16 protein-coding genes and 1 tRNA gene are annotated in these 22,082 nt (G+C 55.8%); 4 read left to right on the forward strand and 13 right to left on the reverse strand.

Annotation, left to right across the window (positions count from 1 at the left end; genetic code table 11):
• Positions 1–2: 2 nt before the first annotated feature.
• Positions 3–1,436 (reverse strand): NAD(P)-dependent oxidoreductase, encoded by a 1,434-nt coding sequence (locus AC2FH8_RS18900; RefSeq protein WP_271951679.1) that lies wholly within the window; start codon positions 1,434–1,436, stop codon positions 3–5.
• Between the two features lie 230 nt (positions 1,437–1,666).
• Here AC2FH8_RS18900 and AC2FH8_RS18905 point away from each other — a divergent pair, with 230 nt between their 5' ends.
• Complete coding sequence (locus AC2FH8_RS18905) at positions 1,667–2,470, forward strand: undecaprenyl-diphosphate phosphatase (RefSeq protein ID WP_142640289.1); 804 nt, start codon at positions 1,667–1,669, stop codon at positions 2,468–2,470.
• On the opposite strand, the gene AC2FH8_RS18910 is transcribed toward AC2FH8_RS18905, so the two are convergent.
• Positions 2,471–3,454, reverse strand: a complete 984-nt coding sequence (locus AC2FH8_RS18910) for a complex I NDUFA9 subunit family protein (protein WP_496690463.1) — start codon at positions 3,452–3,454, stop codon at positions 2,471–2,473.
• Positions 3,455–3,652: 198 nt separating this feature from the next.
• On the opposite strand from AC2FH8_RS18910, the gene AC2FH8_RS18915 reads away from it, so the two are divergent.
• Positions 3,653–3,739, forward strand: a tRNA-Leu gene (locus AC2FH8_RS18915).
• Positions 3,740–3,979: 240 nt separating this feature from the next.
• Here AC2FH8_RS18915 and AC2FH8_RS18920 read toward each other — a convergent pair.
• Genes AC2FH8_RS18920 through AC2FH8_RS18950 form a run of 7 tightly spaced genes read right to left on the reverse strand, consistent with a single transcriptional unit; the run spans position 3,980 to position 12,318 of the window.
• Entirely contained in the window at positions 3,980–5,365 is a 1,386-nt protein-coding gene (locus AC2FH8_RS18920; protein ID WP_281995939.1) for a M20 family metallopeptidase, read from the reverse strand.
• Between the two features lie 12 nt (positions 5,366–5,377).
• Positions 5,378–6,784, reverse strand: coding sequence for an amidohydrolase (locus AC2FH8_RS18925; RefSeq protein ID WP_281995938.1), 1,407 nt, complete (start codon positions 6,782–6,784; stop codon positions 5,378–5,380).
• A 20-nt stretch (positions 6,785–6,804) separates the two neighbouring features.
• On the reverse strand, positions 6,805–7,809 hold the full coding sequence (locus AC2FH8_RS18930) for an ABC transporter ATP-binding protein (RefSeq protein WP_496690464.1): 1,005 nt from the start codon (positions 7,807–7,809) through the stop codon (positions 6,805–6,807).
• A complete protein-coding gene (locus tag AC2FH8_RS18935) occupies positions 7,806–8,783 on the reverse strand; it encodes an ABC transporter ATP-binding protein (RefSeq protein ID WP_281995936.1) in 978 nt (325 codons plus the stop codon). The genes AC2FH8_RS18930 and AC2FH8_RS18935 overlap by 4 nt, the downstream gene beginning before the upstream one ends.
• Positions 8,780–9,703 (reverse strand): ABC transporter permease, encoded by a 924-nt coding sequence (locus AC2FH8_RS18940; RefSeq protein ID WP_281995935.1) that lies wholly within the window; start codon positions 9,701–9,703, stop codon positions 8,780–8,782. Before AC2FH8_RS18940 ends, AC2FH8_RS18935 begins: the two co-directional genes overlap by 4 nt.
• Positions 9,700–10,677 (reverse strand): ABC transporter permease, encoded by a 978-nt coding sequence (locus tag AC2FH8_RS18945; RefSeq protein WP_142640320.1) that lies wholly within the window; start codon positions 10,675–10,677, stop codon positions 9,700–9,702. The genes AC2FH8_RS18940 and AC2FH8_RS18945 overlap by 4 nt, the downstream gene beginning before the upstream one ends.
• 60 nt (positions 10,678–10,737) lie before the next feature.
• A complete protein-coding gene (locus tag AC2FH8_RS18950; protein WP_281995934.1) occupies positions 10,738–12,318 on the reverse strand; it encodes an ABC transporter substrate-binding protein in 1,581 nt (526 codons plus the stop codon).
• A 112-nt stretch (positions 12,319–12,430) separates the two neighbouring features.
• On the opposite strand from AC2FH8_RS18950, the gene AC2FH8_RS18955 reads away from it, so the two are divergent.
• Entirely contained in the window at positions 12,431–13,411 is a 981-nt protein-coding gene (locus AC2FH8_RS18955) for a LysR family transcriptional regulator (RefSeq protein ID WP_171127183.1), read from the forward strand.
• Here the strand turns inward: AC2FH8_RS18955 and AC2FH8_RS18960 are convergent.
• Positions 13,408–14,949: a M81 family metallopeptidase gene (locus AC2FH8_RS18960; protein WP_496690465.1), complete on the reverse strand. Its 1,542-nt coding sequence runs from the start codon at positions 14,947–14,949 to the stop codon at positions 13,408–13,410. The two genes, AC2FH8_RS18955 and AC2FH8_RS18960, sit on opposite strands and share 4 nt — an antisense overlap.
• Before the next feature lie 151 nt (positions 14,950–15,100).
• Here AC2FH8_RS18960 and AC2FH8_RS18965 point away from each other — a divergent pair, with 151 nt between their 5' ends.
• Complete coding sequence (locus AC2FH8_RS18965) at positions 15,101–15,601, forward strand: RES family NAD+ phosphorylase (RefSeq protein WP_185956750.1); 501 nt, start codon at positions 15,101–15,103, stop codon at positions 15,599–15,601.
• Positions 15,602–16,178: 577 nt separating this feature from the next.
• Here AC2FH8_RS18965 and AC2FH8_RS18970 read toward each other — a convergent pair.
• The 3 genes from AC2FH8_RS18970 to AC2FH8_RS18980 form a co-directional block, all read right to left on the reverse strand.
• Positions 16,179–17,594 (reverse strand): FAD-binding oxidoreductase, encoded by a 1,416-nt coding sequence (locus tag AC2FH8_RS18970; RefSeq protein WP_496690466.1) that lies wholly within the window; start codon positions 17,592–17,594, stop codon positions 16,179–16,181.
• A 119-nt stretch (positions 17,595–17,713) separates the two neighbouring features.
• On the reverse strand, positions 17,714–17,971 hold the full coding sequence (locus AC2FH8_RS18975) for a DUF4242 domain-containing protein (protein WP_058274660.1): 258 nt from the start codon (positions 17,969–17,971) through the stop codon (positions 17,714–17,716).
• Between the two features lie 27 nt (positions 17,972–17,998).
• A complete protein-coding gene (locus AC2FH8_RS18980; RefSeq protein ID WP_496690467.1) occupies positions 17,999–21,598 on the reverse strand; it encodes an adenylate/guanylate cyclase domain-containing protein in 3,600 nt (1,199 codons plus the stop codon).
• Positions 21,599–22,082: the final 484 nt, after the last annotated feature.

Here is a 22,082-nt window from a genome sequence, read left to right on the forward strand (position 1 = left end):
GCTTATTCGGCTGCAACCGCAGCCGTGTTGTTGAAACGGTCAAGGATCGCGTCGGCGCAGTCGCGCCCATCGCGGATCGCCCAGACCACCAGCGAGGCACCGCGCACGATGTCACCGATGGCATAAACCCCGTCCATCTCGGTCTCGCCGGTCTCGAACGCTGCTTTTACAGTGCCCCAGCGAGTCACGGGCAGGTCAGGCTGGCCAAACAGGGTGGGCAGGTCTTCGGGCTCGAACCCCAGCGCCTTGATCACCAGATCAGCGTCTTCGACATAGTCCGCGCCTTCGATCAACTCGGGGGCCTGACGGCCGGTGGCATCGGGCTGACCCAGACGCATCTTCTGGACCATAACGCCGGAAACCTGATCATCGCCGGTAAAGCCCTTTGGTGCGCTTAGCCATTCGAATACGACGCCTTCTTCCTCGGCATTCTGCGTTTCGCGCTGCGATCCGGGCATGTTCGCGCGGTCGCGTCGATACAGGCATTTGACCGAGGTCGCACCCTGACGGATCGAAGTCCGCACGCAATCCATCGCGGTATCACCGCCACCGATCACGACAACTTTTTTGCCTTCGGCATTCAAACGGCCATTGTCGAAATCTTCGACCTCATCGCCAAAGCTTTTGCGGTTCGAGGCTGTCAGGAAGTCGATGGCCTTTTCAATACCCGTCAAACCGCTGCCAGGCATGGACAGGTCGCGCGACTTGTAAACGCCGGTTGCGATGATAATCGCATCATGTTTGGAACGGATTTCCGCGAATTTGGCGGCGTCCACGTCGCAATTCAGAACGAACTCAACCCCGCCATCAGCCAACAGGTCATTGCGGCGCTGAACAACGTCTTTTTCCAGCTTAAAGCCCGGAATTCCATACATCAGCAGTCCGCCTGCCCGGTCATGGCGATCATACACGGAGACCTGAATACCCGCACGGCGCAGCATGTCCGCCGCTGCCAGCCCACCAGGGCCGCCGCCGATGATGCCGACGCTTTCGCGGCGCTCAGCACCCGGCACGACCGGCTTGACCCACCCCTTTTCCCAGGCTGTGTCGGTGATATATTTCTCGATCGAGCCAATGGTAACAGTGCCGTGCCCAGATTGTTCGATCACGCAATTCCCTTCGCACAGGCGGTCCTGTGGGCAGATGCGCCCACAAATCTCGGGGAAGGTGTTGGTGGCCTGACTGGTGTGATAGGCCTCTTCCAGACGGCCCGTTGCGGTCAAGTTCAGCCAGTCGGGGATGTTGTTGTGCAGCGGGCAATGCGACTGACAATAAGGCACACCGCATTGGCTGCAGCGGCTGGCCTGTTCTTCAGCTTTGGCAGCAGCGAATTCGGCATAGATTTCGTCAAAGTCTTCCGTACGGGCATCTGCGGCCCGTTTTTCCGGCATTACTCGGTCGATCTGCACAAATTTCAGCATCGGTTGCTTGGCCACGGGTCAGACTCCATGAATTGGCTTGGTCGCGCCTCTTTAAAAGATGCGTAGGGGGATTAAAAGTCAAGTGTGCTGACCTTTTTTCAAAAACTTTGCTGGATTCCACCGATGACCAGTGAGAAATACAGGATATTAGTTCCGATTCGGACCTATTTGCATCCTTTTCTTTTCCTTACCGCGCTTATACGCAGGGATCACAAAGAACACGTGGCGGCAGCACGGGCAGGTAAATGAGTCTTTTTCAGTTGATTCTTGCAGCAGTCATTCAGGGAATTACCGAATTTCTGCCGATCTCATCTTCGGGTCATCTGATACTTTTACCCAGCCTGACCGGTATGGACGATCAGGGGTTGGCCATCGATGTCGCTGTGCATGTGGGCACTCTGGGCGCCGTAATTCTGTATTTCTGGTCTGATGTGAAAATGGCGATTTCCGGACTGCCGCAGGCTCTTTTGGGGCGCACCGATACACCACAAGCCCGATTGGCCCTGGGGCTGATTCTGGCCACGATCCCAACCGTCATTGTCGGAGCGATCCTGTTCAAAACCGGGCTCAGCCAGTCTCTGCGCTCAATGACGGTCATCGGCTGGACGATGCTGGGGTTCGGCATATTGCTCTACTGGATGGACCAGAAAGGGCCGCAAAGCAAAGAAACCTCTGACTGGGGCCTGCGCGATGCGATGATCATGGGCCTGTGGCAAGTTCTGGCGCTGATCCCCGGAACATCCCGGTCCGGGATCACGATCACCGGGGCGCGCCAGCTTGGATACAGCCGCGAAGACGGTGCACGCATCGCGATGTTGATGTCCATACCCACGATTCTGGCATCCGGAGCGCTGCTGTCCACAGAGGTCATCCGCCAGGCAAATGCCCAACTGGCGTTCGACAGTGCTGTTGCTGCGTTCTTTGCGTTTCTGTCCGCGCTGCTTGCCTTGTCGCTAATGATGCGCCTGTTGCGCAGCGTCAGCTTTACGCCATACGTGATCTACCGCGTAGTAGTGGGCGCAATCCTTCTGGTCATCGCCTACAGCTGATCAGGTCCGCATATTGCTGGCCGAGTTCTGTATGTCATCATACTGACCCGAGGGGCGGAACTTCCACAGATAATCCGGCAGGACCGAATCCAGCGTCGCCGGCTCGATCCCCATATCGGCAAAGCCAAGCGCGCTATCTGAGACAACATTGTCGTGACGCAGATTCTTGAGCTGATCACGCGTCAGGATATTGTTCGGAAACAACTGAAAGCTCGCAAATTTCATTATGTCCAGCATTCCCGCCATGATCCGGGCCACCCAAAAGGGAATCCCAAGGACAATCCGATGGCGGTTGATCACATCCAGCATCTGCAGCATCAACGCACGGAAGGTTTTCACTTCGGGTCCGCCCAATTCGTAGACACCCCCGCTGGCCTGCCCCAGCACGCCCTGCACCGCAGCCTTGGCGACATCATCCACATAGACCGGCTGAAATTGCGTCTGGGCCCCGACCAGCGGCAGAAATGGCCCCATTCGGGTCATCGCAGCGAAACGGTTGAAGAACTGATCCTCGGTTCCGAAAATCACCGAAGGGCGCAGGATCATTGCACCCGGCATATGCGCCAGAACACCGGCCTCTCCCCGCGCTTTGGTACGAGAATATTCGCTCCCCGCCTCGGCATTAGCACCAATGGCCGAGATATGGACCATACGGTTTACACCTTCAGCGGCTGCTAGACGCGCAACGCGTTCAGCCCCTTCGGTTTGAACGGTATCGAATTCATTCCGGCCAATCTCGTTCAACACACCAACACAGTTCACCACCGCATCAGCCCCCCGCATCGCCAAAGCAACCGAAGCGTCATCGCGGATGTTACACAGGACAGGTTCGACTTGCCCCACCGCACCGTAGGGTCTAACAAACATCGCTTCGTTCGGACGGCGCACCGCAACCCGAACGCGCCAGCCTTCATTCGCCAGACGTCGCGCAATATACCGGCCGACAAATCCGGATCCGCCATAAATCGTGACCAGTTTGGACATTTGAGGGCTCCTGCTATTGGGTCCTGATCCGATCTACCGCCCAATGCCCTTTCAAACAAGGCGCAATAACGCCGCGCAGCCACGAAAAAGCAACGCGGCACAGACGGTTGAAAGCAGTGGTTAAAAAACTTTCAAAAAACTTTCCGAATCCGGTTGACGCCTTCCGCCAGTAGGCTTAAACGCCCCTCCACGACACCTGCCCAGGTGGCGGAATTGGTAGACGCGCTAGCTTCAGGTGCTAGTGTCCGTATGGACGTGGAGGTTCGAGTCCTCTCCTGGGCACCAAATTTCCATAATATTATTATATTTTTCAATCACTTAAGGCGGGTATCTGTATTTATATCCACCTTATAGCCCACCTTTGAGCGTATGGTGTTATTCCAGCTTTCCGACTTGAAGGGCGGGAAGAAGACGTTCGCTGCATGTGCGATAACAACTCCCGCAATCCGTGAAAGCGGTCATTTACAGTCAGGAGTGCGATACCCGCCCGATCCAGGTATGGATGAAATCCTTTGTGGCGCGCGGTCAGAGTGGCCTGGCAAGGTCACCAATATCCCAGAAAAGCCCGGCCATTGCCCGCAATGCATCACGCGACACCGACTTCAACACGTGTTCGTTGGGCGCGTGCTGCGAACAGCCACGATAGGAATGAGGCACCCAAACCGTTGGGAGGCCGAGCACATCGGAAAAGACCTCATTGGGTAGGGAACCGGCGAGATTTGGCAGAATATGTGGCTGCTTTCCGGAGGTATCTTCCAGCGAACGCGCGACAAACGACACCCAAGGATGATCCGGCGATGTCCGCGTCGCATCAAAGAATCCACGGTCATGAGGTTTGATATTAACGATCTCAAATCCTCTTGCATCAAGGTGGCGACGAAGGGCCGGCAGGATACCGGATTGATCGGTGCCAACAACGAAGCGGAGCTGGCAGGCGGCCTTGGCATATCCCGAGATCGCGTTAACCGGCGCTTCGGGGACACCGCTTTTCATCGCGAGGATCGCAAAACTGTTCCAGCCGAAGACCCGTTCGGCCGGTGTCAGACTTTCCTCGCCCCAGTCTTCGTCAATCTTCGGACCGCCATCTTCGCCTACCGGCAAGTTGCGCAGGGCATGCCGGATCTCTTCGGTTAGGCTGGTCGGTCGCCACTCTGGTATTTGGATTTGGCCCCTCACATCGGTGATCGTCGAGAGGGCTTGTGCAAGGATCATCGCGGGGTCGGCAAGTAAACCGCCCCAGTTGCCGGAATGATGCGCACCGTCTCGAAGGTCAACAATGAGGTCGAACGAATAGCCGCCCCGTGAACCCATGAACATCGTCGGAGTGTCTGACTGAAGGCGTGGTCCGTCCGATGCGATCAGGACATCCGCGGCAAGGTTTTCTTTGTGCGTGGCGCAAAACTCCGACAACCCCGGCGACCCCATCTCCTCACCCATTTCAACAAGGATCCGAATGTTGAAGCCGAGTGATCCACGAGCGTCGATGACGGAGCTCAACGCAGCTAAGTTGATGAGGTGCTGTCCCTTGTTGTCAGCGGTACCGCGTCCGAAGAGGCGATCACCATCGTCCACGAGACGAAACGGGTGAAGCCCGTTTCGCCACTGATCAGTTTGCGCGCGGGTCACGTCGCCATGCCCATAGGACAGGATCGTTGGGCTCGAGTCGTCCTCGATGCGTTCAGCGACAAGGATCGGACCTGCATCCGGCACAGGGTTCGGGTGGATTGCGCAGGAGAACCCAATACTGCGCAGGCGCGGAACGAGGGCTTCCTCAAGGTAGCGCGGAAGCTCGGCGGCTTTCTCCTGTGTCTGGCTCTCCGTCTCATGGGCAACCAGTTCGCTAAGTTCTGTTGCAAATTGACCGGTGTCGAAATACTGGGCGGCGTTGTCTATAGCAGAGGCGCGGGTCAAGGTTGTTTTACCTCAGACAAGTGGACGCACGTCGTCCGGGATCGGACAAGTGTAAGGTGTTTCGCCCAGATGGTCTTGGTGCGTCGCGCGTGCAGCTTCGATGCGCGAGGGATCCTCAACCAGTCGACACGCTGTCGCGGCCATTGCTTTTGCTGCGTAGACCATGCCTTTGTGAGCCGCGGGCGCCTTGCCTTGTGCCACTGTTTGCCACGTATGAAACGGCGTTCCTATAGCACAGGTGGCAACTCGTGCCTGAACGGTTGGGACTGCCCAACTCACGTCGCCAACATCCGTCGAGCCTTCGCCGCCATCGCTGTGGCGATCAAGAGCTGCGATGAAGTCGCATAGAGCGAGATCCTTTTTGGGCTTGGCACCGATCCGCTTGAAGGTCGTGTTGATGTCAGCCTTGGTCAATGTAGTCTGAATCTCGCGGGCAAAGCTGAGGTCTGTTTCGTCAAAGGCGACGGGTCCGAGTTTCTCTAGCTCGTGCTGCATGGTTTCTTCCAAAGGACGATTGCCAAGCAGGTTCGAGACGCCGGAAAAGACCTGGCTGGTAACTTGCGTTCCTGTCATCAGCGCCGCGCCGTCCGCGATCTTTCGGACGCGCGTAACCAGATCGGCGAGGTCGGGTAGCGAACTGGCCCGGACGAGCTGGCGCACTGTGGCCTTGGCTTGCACCACGTTCGGCGCAACGCCACCTGCATCGAGATAGGCGTAGTGCACCCGGGCGCTGTCGGGCATGTGCTCGCGCAGATAATTCACACCGATGTTCATCAGTTCAACCGCATCAAGCGCGGACCGGCCCAATTCAGGCGCGCCAGCAGCATGGGCGGCTTTTCCATGAAAAGTGAAGTCGATCCGGGTGTTCGCGAGCGATTTGGCCTCATTCACGCCTGTGAAGGTTGCCGGATGCCAGGAGATGGCCGCGTCGACATCATCGAACAGTCCTTCGCGCACCATGTACGTCTTGGCCGCGCCCCCTTCTTCGGCGGGGCAGCCATAGTACCGCACACGGCCCTTGATGCCGTTTTCGGCCAACCAGTCTTTCACCGCCGTGGCAGCCAAGAGTGCGGCGGCGCCGAGCAGATTGTGACCACACCCATGCCCGTTGCCGCCCTCTTCAATCGGCTGATGTTCAGCCACACCTGGCGCTTGGCTCAGATATGGCAGCGCATCGAACTCGCCGAGGATGGCGATCACCGGACCCTCGTCTCCTGCCTCGCCAATCACGGCCGTAGGAATGCCAGCTGCATTCTCTGTTATCTTGAAACCTTGAGCGCGTAACATCTGCACATGTTCAGCGACGGACTTGTACTCGGCGTAAAGCGTCTCGGGCGTGTCAAAGACGCGGTCAGACAATGCGATAAAATCATCACGATGGCGGTCAACGTGGTCCCAGATCGGATCGGCGTTTTTCAAGGGGCTCTCCAGCTTCTCGTTCAAACGGTTTCGGCGTGTTCCAGCAGGCAGGCTGTTTCGCGCCCGCCGCGCCCGGCTTTCAGTTCAGGAACGGTGGTGCGGCACTCAGCGGTCGCCACCGCGCAACGCGGGTGAAAGGTACATCCAGATGGTGGATCGAGCGGCGACGGAATTTCCCCGTCAATCGGGGCAAACTCACGCCGGCGCTGATCAAGGCGCGGAGCCTCTGCAAGCAGAGCTTTCGTGTAGGGATGGCGTGGGTCAGAGAAGATTTCCTCTGTCGATGCGCTCTCGACAATGCGGCCCAGATACATGATCGCCACGCGGTCGGCGATGTGTTCGACGACGCTCAGGTCATGGCTGATAAACAAATACGTCAGGCCCAGCTCCTCGCGCAGGTCCATGAACAGGTTGATAACCTGCGCTTGGATCGATACGTCCAGCGCAGCGATGGCCTCGTCGCAAACAAGGAACTTCGGCTTCACGGCGAGCGCACGCGCGATCACGATCCGCTGCCTTTGCCCACCGGAAAACTGATGTGCGTAGCGCCGCTTGAGCGACGGGTCGAGGCCGACCTTACGCATAACGTCGTCCACGAAATCCGCACTCTCTGCCTTGCTGACGCTCCCATGCATACGCGGTGCTTCACCGATGATATCTTCGACGCGCATACGCGGGTTGAGGCTGGCAAAAGGGTCCTGAAAGATCATCTGAATAGCGAGGGTTGCCGCGCGTTTATCGGAGCCGCTCAACGTCGCGACATCTTTGCCTTCATAGAACATCTGCCCATCACTAGCGGCGTGAATGCCGGCCACAACACGTCCCAGCGTGGACTTGCCGCAGCCAGACTCGCCGACCAATCCCAGAACTTCGCCCTTTTGGATCGACAGGTTTACATTATCGACTGCATGGACAGTTTCTTCACGGATGTTTGCGCCAACTCGCTGCGCGATTTTCCCCGCTACGTCCAAACGCTTGGTGAAGCGCTTCGAAACGCCTCGGATTTCAACGAGCGGCTCTGTCATAGCGTAGTCTCCTCCGTACGCTGCGGGTTGAAACAGCGAAGGCGGCGGCCATCCACGTCCTTAATCTGGGGTTGTTCGGAACAAGCTGCCGTCCGAGCCTGACAGCGAGGACCAAAGGCGCACCCTTCAGGAAGGGCGAGCATATTCGGCGTCATCCCTTCGATCTGGAACAAGCGCTGCCCACGCCGGTTAGCGGTCGGAACAGATCCAAGAAGCCCAACCGTATAGGGATGCAGCGGACGGTCTATCACATCGTCGATGCCGCCCTGCTCAACGATCCGTCCGGCATACATAACTGATATCCGATCCGCGAGCCCCGCCACAACGGCCAGGTCATGCGTGATCCAGATCATCGCGGTTCCCGTGCGTTTCGTCAGCTTCTGGGCCTCGTGGATGATCTGCGCCTGAATTGTCACGTCGAGCGCGGTCGTCGGCTCGTCGGCAATGATCAGGTCCGGCTGGTTCAGGAAGGCTGTCGCAATCGCCACGCGCTGCCGCATCCCACCGGAAAGCTGATGCGGATAGGCCTGCAATCGCTCTTCCGGCGATGGGATGCCGACCAATCCAAGCGCATCGCGGCTTCTTTCCCAGGCGGTTTGGCGGTTGACGTTTTCATGGGCGAGAATGGCCTCGATCATCTGCGTATCGACGCGCAAGACCGGGTTGAGCGTCATCATCGGATCCTGAAAGATCATCGAGATTCGGTTGCCACGCAAGGATTTGAGTCGCTCTTCCGGTGCGTTCGCGATCTCGTCACCATTAAAACGGATTGACCCATCGACGATGCGCCCGGGAGGATCGATCAGCCCTAGGATGGAGAACCCGGTGATCGACTTGCCCGACCCGGACTCACCTACTAGCCCCATGACCTCGCCCTCGGAGACGGTGAAATCCACACCATTAACGGCCTTGACCACACCCGCATGCGTGAAGAAGTGGGTCTTCAGCCCGCTGACTTCGAGTACTGCCGTCATCTCTTCAACCTCGGATTCAGAACATCGCGCAAATGGTCGCCAACAAGGTTGATGGACACGACCGTCATTAACAGCGCGACGCCGGGAAAAACGGAAATCCAGTAGCGTCCTGAAAGCATGTATTCGAATCCATTTGCGATCAGCACCCCAATCGACGGCTCAGTCTGTGGAAGGCCTACGCCAAGGAACGAAAGCGTCGCTTCCAAAGAGATCGCACTGGCGGTTTGTACCGTGCCAACGACGATCAGAGGCGCCATGCAATTCGGGAGAAGATGCCGAAAGACGATCCGCGAACGCGAAATGCCGAGACATTGTGCGGCTTCAACATATTCCTTGCCACGCTCGACAAGCGCGGTCGCGCGGACCGTGCGGGCGTAGTATGCCCATTGCGCAATTACGAGGGCAAGGATGATCTTGTCGACACCCTTACCAAGTGCCGCAACCATCATCAGTGCTACCAGCGATGCCGGGAACGACAGTTGAAGGTCCACGATGCGCATGATGAACGCTTCGGTCCGGCCACCGGCGTAGGCCGCGACCAGACCAATCACCATACCGATCAGAAGGGCAATCACTCCAGATGCAAGCCCAACGGTCAGAGAAATACGCAAGCCATAGAGAATTGCCGAGTAGAGATCGCGTCCAGACCCGTCCGAGCCGAGCCACATCGTGTATCCGTCGAATGCTTCGGAACCTGGAGGCAAGCGCCCATCCATGACGCTGACCTGACCAAGATCGTAGGGGTTCTGCGGCGTGATCCAGGGCGCCAGGATGGCCAGCAGAACGATGGCCAGGAATATGCCGAGCGCCGCTGTCGCGATCCTGCTTTCGAAGAACTCGGCTCGAAAACGCTGGAACGGCGTCTCGACTTTCGGGGATTTGGTGGGGGTCAGTGAATGATCTGTGACGGTGTCGGTCATGCGCCCTGATCCTGCAAACGAACCCTCGGATCGAGGATCGAGTAGAGTATGTCGACGATCAGATTGATCAGCACGAAAAACAGTACGATGATCATCAGATAGGCGACGACGACGGGCCGATCCAATTGCAGTATTGCGTCGATCAGCAGTTTGCCCATTCCGGGCCATGCAAAGATCGATTCAGTCACCACCGAGAACCCGATCAAACTGCCGAATTCGAGGCCCATGACGGTCACAACCGGGATCATGATGTTCTTCATCACATGCACCAGAATGATGCGTCGGGTCGAAAGACCCTTGGCCCGGGCGTATTTCACATAATCCTGCCCCATCGCTTCACGGACACCCGCTCGGGTAAGGCGGATTGCCAGTGAAATCTTAAGAAGTGCCAGGTTGAGAGCAGGCAGGAAGATGTGGCTCAACCCATCGAGCGTAAAAAGGCTGCTGTGAATTCCAAGAAACGAGCCGATATCGCCACGCCCTGTCGCCGGGACCCATCTAAGTTCGACTGCAAACAGCATGATGAGCATTAGTCCGACCCAGAAGGTCGGCAGCGAGAAACCGAGAATCGAGCCAGCCATGATTCCCTTGGAAAGCGGGCTATCGGGATAGAGCCCGGCATAAAGACCCAATGGAATACCGATCACGATAGCAAGAAAGAGTGCACTGAAGGCCAGTTCCATCGTGGCAGGCATATGGTGCAGGATCAGTTTGAGCGCGGGCTCACCGAAGACGAAGCTATCGCCGAGGTCACCTTGTGCTGCACCTTTGAGGAACAACCAGTACTGTTCCCAAATAGGCCGATCCAATCCAAGCCGTCGAATGGCAGCTTCGATGTCAGCCTGATCCGCGTCGGGGCTTACCAGCATGTAGACCGGGTCACCAACGATGTTGACGCCAAAAAAGACAATCACCGACATCAGAAAGACAACAAGCATTGCTTGCAGCAATCGGCGAATGACAAAAACGGTCATGAGGACATTCCCTGGGCAAAGGCTTCGGGCCGCTGCGAAGGCGGCCCGGATGCATTGCGGTTACTCTTTCACGACGCCTGTCGCGAGAGTGTATTCGTCGGTCCGAGGGATGTAGCTCAGACCTTTTTTGGCCGCCCAGGTGTTGACCTGGAAGTGAGTCGGAATGATTGCCACATTCTCGATCGCGCGCTCTGTCGCCGCGGCGAGCAGTTCCTGTCGCTTGGCGTCATCGACTGTTCGCAAGGCTTCTTCGATCAGCGCGTCGGTTTCAGCATCCGAGTGTCGGCCACGGTTTGATGATCCAAAGCCCGCATCCTTGTCATGGGTATGGATCAGCGATTTGAGAGGCGAGGACGCTTCGCCGGACCCCGCGCCCCATCCGACGAGGATAAAGCTGAATTCCGGCAGACCCTCAGGGCTGCCTTTGGAAGCGCGTCCAAAGTATACCGAACGCGGCATGGTTTCGACGGCCGTCTTGACGCCAGCACGGGTCAACATTTGCGCAATTGCCTCGGCGATTTTGGCGTCGTTGATGTAGCGGTCATTCGGCCCATGGATTGTCATTTCAAATCCATCGGGATAACCGGCTTCAGCCAGAAGCGCTTTAGCACCGTCCGGGTCATACGCCACGACGTCCAAATTGTCGGACACGCCAAAGAACCCCTCGGGAAGAAGCTGGCCGGCGGGTAACGCAACCCCCTCCATGACACGCTCAACGATTGCATCGCGGTTGATCGCCATGCTGATCGCCTTCCGGACGCGGACGTCCATGAGCGGGTTCTTGATATCGCCGCCACCATTGGCCTTCACAAAGGGTGAATCCTCGCGGAATTGGTCCATGTGAAGATAGATCACTCGGTTGGACACGCCCTGGCTCAACTGGATATCATCGTTGCCCTGAAGTGTAGTGATATCGGTCGTCGGGACGCCCGATATCATGTCGACGTCACCGGCAAGAAGCGATGCAACACGGCTCGGACCGGAGGTGATCGGGCGGAATTCCACCTCGGACCAGATCGGCGCATCACCCCAGTAGCCGTCGTTCCGTACTAGCACGATGCTTTCACCCGGCGTGTAGCTTTGGAACTTGAATGGCCCTGTGCCGATGGCGGCCGTACCCGCGTTGAAGTCTTCCGTCGTTGCCTCGCAGCCCACTTCTGAGATCACAGGGATCGTGGAAATGTCATTGCCCATCAACGGATAAGGTGCGGCCGTTTTGAAGTGCACCGTGTAGTCATCGATCTTGACGACTTCCTTACCCTTGAGATAGGTGCCGTATCCCGATGGAGAGTTCGGTACGTCCGGCGCGCGCGCCATGGTGCAGACTACATCATCTGCCGTAAAGTCGCTTCCGTCGTGAAACTTTACTCCTTCACGCAGCTTGAACTCCCAAGTCAATTCATCAATCGGCTCCCATGACTCTGCAAGACCCGGTGATAGGCGCTGATTTTCATCCTGCGCGATCAGCCGGTCAAAGATGTGCACAGACATTGCGTTGTTCGGACCCAAGTTGTGAAAATGCGGATCGAGCGACGTCGGCTCCGAAGCGAGGCCGATCGTCAGTTTTTCGGCCGAAACAGCACCGACGCCGAAAGCCAAAATGCCGACAGCGACGGCTGTCGCAGATGTGAGTTTCCTCATCAAAAAGACTCCCTGTTTGTATGGCGCTTGTGAATAGGCGAATCCTCGGCCGATCCCGCGCCCTATTAAAAAAGGCTAGCTACCGCAAAAATCATTGCCAATACTCAATGCTATGCAATTTTGCATAGACCAATCCAAGAGTTTGGATGTTCAATCGCTCATACCGGGGGAGGAATGCAGCATGACGGAACACCGACACAGACTGCGCGAGTTCGAGTCGCTAAGAGCCGTGATCACAACTGGGACGACAATCGGCGCCGCACGGCGTCTCGGGATTTCTCAGTCTGCCGTAAGTCGGTCCTTGTCGCAACTCGAGGCCCGAGTTGGACGGTCGCTGTTTCTCCGCCGGTCGGGACGCATTGACCCAACCGACGAAGCGTTGCGCCTCAACGAAAAACTGGACCCAATCTTCGAGACGCTTGCCGATATCGAGGGCGCAGAATGGGCTACTCCGGATAACGAGCCGTTGCGTCTGATCGTGCCGCCGACACTGGCGCATCACTTTGTCATCTCTAGGGTCGCCAGTTTTCTCAAGAAGAATGAAGGAAAGCAGCTTCAATTGGATATTCAGGCGACAGACGTGCTGGTCGCCGGCATTCTCGACCTCCGCTACGATCTTGGTTTGACGAGTGCGATGATCCAACGAACTGGTGTTCACCTCATGCCGTGGCGCCGCAGTCAGGTGGTCTGCGCCATGCCGAGCAACCATCCGCTGTCGGAAAAACGAGTGGTGACGCCGCAGGATCTGGAAGGTGTCGCGCTGATAGAGTTTCTGAGAAGGCTGGGGACGCGAGCGATCACCGAAAAGATCTTTGCGCGCGCCGGAATTCGTCCAAAACAAGTCGCCGAAACGGCAACGAACATGGCCGCTCTGGAGCTTGTCCGCGAGGGTTTGGGTGTGACGCTGATCAATCCCTTCCCGTTGTTGTCGTCGGGGATGGAAGGTGTCGTCGTCAGGCCATTTGACGCCGCCATTTTTTATGACACCAGCTTTGTTCTTCCATCAGGCAGGCCACCATCTCAGCTTGCCCGCCAGTTCATGCAGTTTGTCAAATTGACGACGCCGCATGACAAGTATTCAGAGCCCGTTTAGCGCAGCAACTGAGCCGACCACGAGGCGTCGATGTCCATCGGAAAGTTCGGTCGTGGCAAATTCGCAAACGGCCAGCGGTCGTGAACTGGCGACGTAAGCCCGCCCGTGTCGACCTCAAAAACCTGGTTTGGCCCAAACCAGTTGGAAAACCCGGCCCGAAAGTGGCCTCGGGATTTCACAACAACGGTCCAGGCCGACGCAATATCCAGTCCGAACATGTGAAAGAACACGGGATCGGCGGTCTGCGTGCGATCGGTTATCACTACCACGGTGATGCCACCAATACGAAGCGCAGCGGATGGCCCCAGGGCCAATCTCCGACCGGCCGTCATTCCCAGTTCACCGACCACATCTCCATTGTGAAGACCCAAGACCTCCGCATCCGCCTCGAAAGGCACATCCCACTGCGCCCAGAAAACACTGGAATCGGAAGAACGGTTGAATTGTGCCCTGAATTTACCGCCGACACCGATGCGATGGGCTTCGTTCACAAGTTCCGGATCACAAAAGGAACCGTACAGGCATTCTTCGGCTTTTGCCGCATGAAGAGCGGCTAACAGTTCTGTCGTCCTGCCACTGCCGCCGCCACCAGGATTGTCACCGGCATCGGAGAAAATCACAGGCGCGCGCGCTTGGTCGGCGGAAATCGAGATCGCTTCCGTCACGGATGTCAGTTTTCGAACGAAATCCTTCCTCAACGACCAAGCCATGTCTGCCAGTTCTTCCGCCAGTGCATTGGCCGCCTTCTGGTCCTCACGCGCAGTAACAACGATGCTCAGACCATTGTCGGGCGTGTCGGAGAAAAGGAAATTGCCGAAGATCGATACGTTTAGAATCTCACCTCGGCCTTCGGCTTGTCGTCGCTGACCGTGGTCGATCAGCGTGCCATACGGGTGCTCGGCACTTAGAAGGGTTACGGATGCCGGAACAAGAGGCAGTTTGACATGCGCGGTTTGGGGCCGGACGCCCGACGCCAAAACCCGGCGCAGCGAAAAGGCGGCTTCCTCGCCACGTTCTATCTGATCGACGTGAGGATTGGTACGATAGCCGACGATCAGGTCACAGGCATCGACCATCTGCTGTGAGATATTTGCATGCAGATCGAGTGTCGCAACGACAGGTACGTCCGGTCCGACAACTCTCCGAATGTGTGACATCAACAAACCGTCGGGGTCGTGGTCATGCTCGGCAACCATCGCGCCGTGATTGCAGATGTAGACTGCGTCAACAGGGCCAGCTGAGCGAAGCATGTCTTCCGAAGTCACTATGATCTCTTCGATCACGGTTTTTCGTACTGGACCTGCCGGGTGGCTGGCTGCCAAGATACAGGGTACCGGCGTCCAGTCGCCCGTAGCATCCATCGCCCGGACAAAGGCCGCAAATTCTATTGCCAGCTTTGGTGTCGCGGATCTGGCTTCAGACATCAAAGCATCGCCTGATAGCCATGTCAGAGACTTAAAGTCTGACAAATCAGCCGGGGGTGCAAAACGATTTGACTCGAGAATTGCGCCAAGGAGGGCGATCTTTGGAACCTTCATGCGAGAGGCCTTTGGGAATGCAACACAGTGCGAGGAAACATGAGTAAGTGATTTCAATCAAGGTATCATGCGTCTTCTCTTTACTAGGAAAATGTCCGTCGCATTGCGTCTCACCCATTGCGCGACGCGCAAGCGATCTGTGCCACCTATTATGCTGACAGAAGTTTCCGGGGAATTCGTAAAGATTGTTTGGGCCGATGACCCAGACGTTCACCTCATGCGCGGCGCACCAGATCGCCCACCCGCTCGGTTTAATCGCCGCGGGCAAGACGCTTTGTATCTGAGCCCTGATGTTGAAAGCGCAAGGGTCGCCATCGGACAGGACGTTAGAAAGGATGATCGCCCGCGGGTTGTGCTGACTTTCGAGGTGGAACGATGTGCGTTGTTCGATCTGCGCAGCCCCGAAGCCGCAGATATCTATGCACTCGCCAGTCAACCCTGGCGCAAACTCGTAGCTGCCGGTGGGGATCCGTCCTCATGGCTCGCGGCTGATCGGATCAGAGCAGACGGGCATATTGGATTGATTGACCCCTCACGAAGGCGCCCGGGCCTTTGGCACATCACACTTTTTCGATGGAACGAGGCGAGCGCACCTAGCGTGTTTCGGTGTAGTGAAGTGAAACCGGTTATCGTCCCGCCGGACTATCGGTGACGTTTAAAGTACGACCCAACTATCATTTCGCAATTATGGCCATCGCAAGAAACCACCGTTCGCTAATGTGCCGTATCGATGGGACCACCTAGAAAGTGGTTCATGGGGAGATAGAAAGAGAACGCTTTTCTTTGGCAAACCGCGACTTTCGCCGCTGCCACAATCCGGTCTTTCATACCGAAACCTTCATAGGCAACTTCGTGGGACAACACGGATACTTGCAGCCCCAGTTAATTCGCGTCTGCAGCGAATGCCAGCAATGCGGGCTGCGAATGCAGCACTTCAGCATTTGTCTGAGTGACCGCTTTGGGCCGCTCACACCTGAGCGAGGTCAGGCAGTCGAAAAGATGCCACGATAGCTCCGGCGTTAGCATCGAGCCCAAAGCGGCTAATTGGTCAACAAATCCCTGCCGTCGCAGCGGAACACGGAATTCGCCTGACAGTGGAAAAGACAGTGTCGACATTTTTGACGTGAAAAATATTTGGTGGTCTTAACGCGTAACAGAATACTCGTTGTCAAATATCAAGCATAAGCTCTAAGCGTCCGAATAGATCGGCCTTTCCAAATCGGATGGCCCTACTCAGGCACTATGTTGTGATTAATCCTGAACAGGTTCTTTGGATCATAGCTGCCCTTTATTTTCGAAAGCTTCCCGCTGTTTAGGCCGTATGCACCAGCCATATGATCCGCTTCGTCTTCGGGCATAAAGTTTACATACGCGCTACCGGTCGCATGAGGCCGCATCTGATTATAAAGTCCCCGCGCCCACGCAATGCACTCATCATCCTTGCTCGGGTCTTCCCAACGTGTGTGAACATTCATTATGAAGTGTGCTGATCGTTGCGGATAAGCTGTTGAGTGGGGTTCAATGCGTGCCATTGCGCCACCTACATGCGCAATAAATACTTCGCAAGCAGGGTCGGGAAGGCTGGAAACCGCCTCGAGAAGACCTGTGATTGCTTCCGAGGAAAGCGCTTCGAAATCATGGCTTTTCCAATAATTCCGAGCGCCCGGTGTAAGCAAAGGGTCGAATGCTGCTTGCCAGTCTACAAACTTGTGAGGTGAGATGACATCGGCAATCGGTTCTCCTAGCGCGCGCAAACCCGACAAGGCTTTTTCACCATCGTCTATAGGACCACTGTAGCAAGCTGCAAAAATCAGCACCTCTCTCCCATGCCACTCTTCTGGTAGGAACGGGAGAGGAGGAGCTTTTCGCATCACGCTCCAGACGGTCAGCTCATCGGGTGAATCATCTGCAATGGCTGCGAATTCTGCAAGCAGCTCTGGCGCCTTTTCGATCGGGTGAACGATCAGGCCGGACAGAACATCGGGTCCAAGATCATGCAACTGAAACTCGAATGAGGTCACGACGCCGAAATTGCCGCCTCCACCGCGGATGGCCCAGAAAAGCTCCGGATGGCTTGTGGGCGAGGAGGTGACAATCGTCCCATCTGCCGTCACAACTTCTGCCGACAGAAGATTGTCGATCGTCATTCCGAATTTCCGCGTCGTCCACCCAAAGCCGCCACCAAGAGTCAGGCCAGCGATTCCAGTTGTCGAATTGATGCCGACAGGGACAGCAAGCCCATGAGCCTGAGTTTCGCGATCTACATCGCCAAGCAATGCACCCGGTGCAACCCTAGCAGTCTTGTTGACAGGGTCTACGTGTACCGATTGCATCTGGGACAGATCGAGTAATACCGTCTCGTCTGCAACAGCGTGACCTGCAATTTGATGCCCACCTGATCGAATTGACATTATGAGGCTGGCGTCTCTAACAAAGTTTACAGCTTTCTGTACGTCGCTCGCCCCCATCGCGCGGATCACGAACCCAGGGTGACGTTCGAACATGCTGTTCCATGTTGTTCTTGCGCCTTCATATTCCGGAGTGCCCTGTAAGTAGACGCCGCCGCGAAGCGAGGAATTAAGCGCATCCAAAGCGTCTTGACTCACAGTTGCCGTGATTCCGTCGAGTGTTTTTATGTCGTACATGCATAGGCCTCCCTGTTTTCAGGTCAGGCTTCTTGCGCGGCTGCCTCATGTAGTTGTGACTTCCGATGCGTTGTCCCGCGGATAAATCGCCTCGGATTAGGTTTTTGAACTGCGAATATTCAGGCGAAAATTCCGGGATCTATCTGATCCACAGGTGTAATGACATCGGCTGGGATGTTAAGGCGCTCGGCCGCCTTTCTAAGACTTTCCTCGTCGGGGGCCTCATACAGGCAGTATGTTTTGCGCTTGTCTGCGCTGAGGAACGAGAAAATCCACTCGACCCCGACTTCGTCATTGATCTCTTTGATGTGAATTTTGTCGTCGTCGCTGACGTTCAGCTGCTCGGCAAAATTTCTCTCAATTATGTACCTTGGCATAATGCTCCCCCAAGCATGTAAATGACATTAAACAGCTACTCCCTCGAGCTTTGACCTAAGGAAAACCATACTCAATTGCTGTGAAATTGCCAACGCTTCCCCTTCTAGTTGAAACGCTAGTTTCAAATCATTCGTGCGGCCCCGTTGCCTTAGCGCGGATGCATACGCGGCCTTGCTGTGCGCAATCCACGGAGGACACTTCATACGCGTGTCTATTTCGATCGCCTTATGGAACATCCTCTCAGCGGCGTCCCAGTTTTTCAGCACCGCTGCCAGATTGCCCAGACGTCTTGCAGCCGCCCCGGCGCAAACTGTTGTGGCCCCAGCGGTGATCGTTAGCTCTTCGTATGGGGTCAGCATGTCATAGAGGGTCTCAGCATGTCCCAGATGCTCGACTGCGACACAAATGTCAGCGAGATAAGACAAAGTAGTTGAAAACATAGCATCAAGGGGAAGATCGAAGCCATTCTCTGCCATTTCATTCAGTATGCGTTCAGCTGGTTCCTTGTATCCCAACTCGGCGGCAATAAGGCCAAATCCTGGTTTCCAAGAAATGTCTTCCGGGCTATCCGTCATCAGCTTCTTGATCACCGGTGCAACTTCGTGCAGCCGGTTTTGTTCGCGACGGATGGTAAACATCTGAACACCGAAGACGCCCTCAACATGTTCTCCATGTGTCTGTCGACCGATTTTCACCGCTTCGTTGGCATGCATCTCCGCCTGCTCAAAATCGCCATCCATAATTGCAACCATGGCGCGTGCGTGCTTCTGCACCCAGTAGAGTTGCAGATGGTTGTCCTTTTCCGAAATCTCCGTAAGCAATTCGAGTGAATGATCCATCAAGTCGCGGTCGGCCATTTCAGCCCCGACAAAAAGACTAAGTGTTCGGTCCCGGCCCTGATCAATACTCCCTAGGTTTTCGGCCGCTCGATGCATCGCATCAAGGTTTTCACGCCAATGACGTACCTCTCTTCCTTTGCGTGCGACGAATGGTGCCCCAAAATGCATCATCATCACTGAGAATTGGGATTTATAGTCCCCCAGTTTCGCGGCCAGTTCCATTGATTGCTGACCAAAGCGTGCGCCTTCAGAAAACTGGCCGACAAACATATGTGCCCGTGCAAGTTGGCTCATCAATCTGCACTGCCGAACTTCGTCATCGTCGGGAAGGTCGTTCAGAGCTCTAACACAAAGCTCAATGGCCTCGCCGTGTCTCTTACTCGACATCATACACGAGTCCGCAAAATGGTTCGCAGCATCAGCGGCGAGCGCCACATCGTTTATTCCACGGGCGGCGTCCGAGGCCTCTTTCAAAGCCGCTATCCCCTCTGGCAACTGACCCAGGCTGTCATGGCTGCGACCGATCAGGATTTTGGCTTTGATCGTTTCGACGCCGTTGTCAGATCCAAGATTTTCAGCCGCTTTGAGTGTTTCCCTAGCGTTGACCATCGCCTCTTGGCTGGCGGATCGCGCCAATGCCATTTCGGTTGCCGTCTGCCATTTGTCGAACGCAGCATGCCATTCTTCGGCCTCTGAAAGATGGCGGGCAACCAACTCGGGCCGGCGTTCAATCTCTGCTGACCGCAACTGCATCAAAGCACGGGCCACGTTTGCGTGTTGTTGCCTGCGGGTTGAGCCCAACATGGATTGATAGGCGGTATCCCGAATAAGGGCATGACGGAAAACGAAATACCCTCGATTGTGCCCGCTTTCAAAGATCAAACCCGTTCGAGACAGCTCTTCTATACGAGATTGAATTTCCGCACTGGCAAGACCTATTGCGGAAGCCAGCAAGCCAGGCTCGAACTCCCGTCCAATGACGGCTCCTGTTAACGCTACTTGTTTGGCCTCTGGTGAGACTGCGTCAAGACGTGCCATCAGTGTGCCTTTCAAAGACGAAGGTATGTGGACTTGCCCGTGCTCACCCGCCTCAACAATCGCCCGGGCCAACTCCTCGACGAACAATGGCACCCCGTCCGTCTTCTCAATGATTGTGGCGATTAGCGCATCGTCGGGTGCTTTTCCGGTAACATTGAGAACTAGGTTCGAGACATGGGTCGTATCAAACCGACGCAGCTGGAGCGTATGTACGTGCGCTTCGCCGTCATCATGGGCAAGTTCCCAGCCGGGCCTGTGGGTGATCAAAATCATCAAAGGCAGATCTGCGCAAATTGCTTTGAAGCGATCCAAAAGAGCTTGGGTGGAAGGATCAATCCAATGCGCGTCCTCAACACAAAGAATAACAGGACGCGTGCTTGCGCGTACCTGAACCGTGTGGATTAACGTCTGAATCGTGAGGTCACGTTGCTCCTGCGGTGACATATCGAGAACGCTTCGGGCAAGAGTACTGTGAGGCGCAACCAGCGCGGCAAAGACGGGCAGAACCTTTTCCCATTCCAAGCCCTCCCGGCTTTCCAACATTTTTTTGACAAGATCGAGAATTTGATCGTCATCAAAATCTGTCCCCACACCAGCATCCTGAGAAATCCTCTGGGCGACGGGGTGGAACGGGCTACTGATAAGGTAAGGAGAGCAGTTCAGCCTGATAATATCAGCTTCGCTAGTCGCTACGGCATTAGCGAGAAACTCTTCCGCCAATCGCGATTTACCGATCCCAGCTTCACCGGCAAGCAGAACAACCTCTCCCTGACTGTTCTGCGCACGCAGCCATGATTGTAAAAGGATACCTTTTTCGTAGTCGCGACCAATCATGACGCTGCCACTTTCGTCCCTATAAGATGCTCGAAACCGGCTTTCCGCGCTGTGTTCTGATACGACAGTCAAAAGGGTCCGTGGTTCTTTGAAACCTTTCAGCTCGGTTTGTCCAAGAGACCTAAACTCAAATAGCCGATGCAAAGTTTCTTCGGTCTCCTCAGCAGATAAAACAACTGAGTTCGGTTCTGCGTGTTCCTGAAGCCGCGCTGCCAGATTGACAATTGGCCCCGTCATGGCTCCTTCTTCGTAGGTGTTTTCACCGATCGTATCGCCAACTACCACGTCGCCACTCGCGATACCTAACCTGGCTGACAAACGCTCACCGTCAGGTGCTTTAAGATCTCTGACCCGCCGAACGGCCTCAAGACCAGCCTTTAAAGCGCGAACTGCATGATCTTCATAGGCTGTAGGCCAGCCAAAAAAAACCAGGAGACCGTCGCCCAAATACTTCGAGACGTAGCCGCCATACCTGCTAACTGCACCTGCAACCGCATCCTGGTAGCTCTGCAGCAGTTCGCGCATGTCTTCGGGATCAAACCGGTTAGTCAACTCAGTCGAGGCGACGAGATCAGCAAACAAAACTGTTAAGTGACGCCTCTCTGCGATCGCTAATGAAGCAGGCTTCCTTGCGAATAAGGTCACGCCTTGCGATTCATCCGAAATGGGGACCGGGCCGACTTCGTCTGCATCCACGTCTACGGCCTGCGGCGATTGAGACGAGTGCTTTTGACCAGTCAATTCCTGAACCGCTGCCAGGATGATTTTTCGATGGCCCAGACTAACCCCAAGCTCTTTAAGGTCGTCGTTTGACAGTAGTGGCAGTACGCGCGCGTCGATATCATGCTGTGCAAAAGCGTCTGAGTATTGACCCAGTTCGAGATCGTTCAGCCATTTGTCGATTTCAACCGCCATAACGGGATCATGCTTAGATACGGGACGCTAATCAAGAAAACGCTGTAACCACAGGCTGATTTTTGGCGGTCAAACGTCCGCATTGCTTTTCACAGAAATGACACCTACTTATGCAACTTTTTTCAGAATGCAGAGGTTTTTTGCAGGCAGATCTCCCTCAGCGAGCACTTGCTGCGCTGCCGCGATAGGCAGCTTTGTCCGCGATGTGTGGGTTCGGCGAGCCGAGGGTTTGCGCTCGCGGTGAAGGTCGGCAATGCGGGCTGCGACCGCAGCATATTTACCCATTGGCCAACGGCCGGAATGGGCCGTCCTTGCTAGGGGCTGTGGCACTTTCTGGCCAAGATGCTGCGATCGATCTAACGGCGGCCGTGAGCCCATTCTACCGGATGCTGCGTTTCGATCCAACGACGGCACAGCGCGGGCAAAGCTGACTTTGCAAAGTTGCCGTTCAAAGTTTCGCTTGCCTAATTTGACCGGCCCAGAT

The sequence above is a fragment of the Ruegeria sp. CDSC025 genome, from assembly GCF_059610805.1.

Coding starts and splice junctions, on each gene's coding strand:
- AC2FH8_RS18905 (WP_142640289.1), top strand. CDS start 1,667: ATGAGTCTTTTTCAGTTGATTCTTGCAGCAGTCATTCAGGGAATTACC.
- AC2FH8_RS18910 (WP_496690463.1), bottom strand. CDS start 3,454: ATGTCCAAACTGGTCACGATTTATGGCGGATCCGGATTTGTCGGCCGG.
- AC2FH8_RS18930 (WP_496690464.1), bottom strand. CDS start 7,809: ATGACAGAGCCGCTCGTTGAAATCCGAGGCGTTTCGAAGCGCTTCACC.
- AC2FH8_RS18935 (WP_281995936.1), bottom strand. CDS start 8,783: ATGACGGCAGTACTCGAAGTCAGCGGGCTGAAGACCCACTTCTTCACG.
- AC2FH8_RS18940 (WP_281995935.1), bottom strand. CDS start 9,703: ATGACCGACACCGTCACAGATCATTCACTGACCCCCACCAAATCCCCG.
- AC2FH8_RS18945 (WP_142640320.1), bottom strand. CDS start 10,677: ATGACCGTTTTTGTCATTCGCCGATTGCTGCAAGCAATGCTTGTTGTC.
- AC2FH8_RS18950 (WP_281995934.1), bottom strand. CDS start 12,318: ATGAGGAAACTCACATCTGCGACAGCCGTCGCTGTCGGCATTTTGGCT.
- AC2FH8_RS18955 (WP_171127183.1), top strand. CDS start 12,431: ATGCAATTTTGCATAGACCAATCCAAGAGTTTGGATGTTCAATCGCTC.
- AC2FH8_RS18960 (WP_496690465.1), bottom strand. CDS start 14,949: ATGAAGGTTCCAAAGATCGCCCTCCTTGGCGCAATTCTCGAGTCAAAT.
- AC2FH8_RS18965 (WP_185956750.1), top strand. CDS start 15,101: ATGCTGACAGAAGTTTCCGGGGAATTCGTAAAGATTGTTTGGGCCGAT.
- AC2FH8_RS18970 (WP_496690466.1), bottom strand. CDS start 17,594: ATGTACGACATAAAAACACTCGACGGAATCACGGCAACTGTGAGTCAA.
- AC2FH8_RS18975 (WP_058274660.1), bottom strand. CDS start 17,971: ATGCCAAGGTACATAATTGAGAGAAATTTTGCCGAGCAGCTGAACGTC.
- AC2FH8_RS18980 (WP_496690467.1), bottom strand. CDS start 21,598: ATGGCGGTTGAAATCGACAAATGGCTGAACGATCTCGAACTGGGTCAA.